This is a genomic window from Aeromonas sp. Prich7-2 (assembly GCF_017939255.1).
Classification (GTDB): Bacteria; Pseudomonadota; Gammaproteobacteria; order Enterobacterales; family Aeromonadaceae; genus Aeromonas; species Aeromonas caviae.
In genome coordinates this window covers 1-293 of sequence record NZ_JAGKRI010000362.1, presented here as the reverse complement: position 1 = coordinate 293, position 293 = coordinate 1, and the positions used below count along the sequence as shown (strand labels likewise).

General features: G+C 62.8%; 1 pseudogene. It reads right to left on the bottom strand.

Features of this window, described 5'->3' with window-relative positions:
• A pseudogene (locus J9892_RS23400) lies at window positions 1-293 on the bottom strand (IS21 family transposase); the annotation flags it as partial.

Below are 293 nucleotides of genomic sequence, written 5' to 3'. Positions count from 1 at the left end.
TCTGGGGGCCGCGGATGTTCTCGTGCTCTTGCGGCAGTTCTGGATAACTGAGCGGACTTGCGGGCAGTTGGTCGCGGCCACTGGTCAGCACCGACTTGAGCTGCTTGAGCCGCACCAGTCCTTCCCGGTTGGCCAGCTGGCAACAGCCTTCGACTCGTGATGGCGGATACTCCCGGCTAAGACTCAGCAGTCCCAGGCAGAGTCGGTATGCCTGCTCGGCATGGGCTTTCTCTGCCAGCCGTTCGCTAACCCAGCACAAGGTGCCCGGTCCGATGTCGGCAGCCCACTGCTTA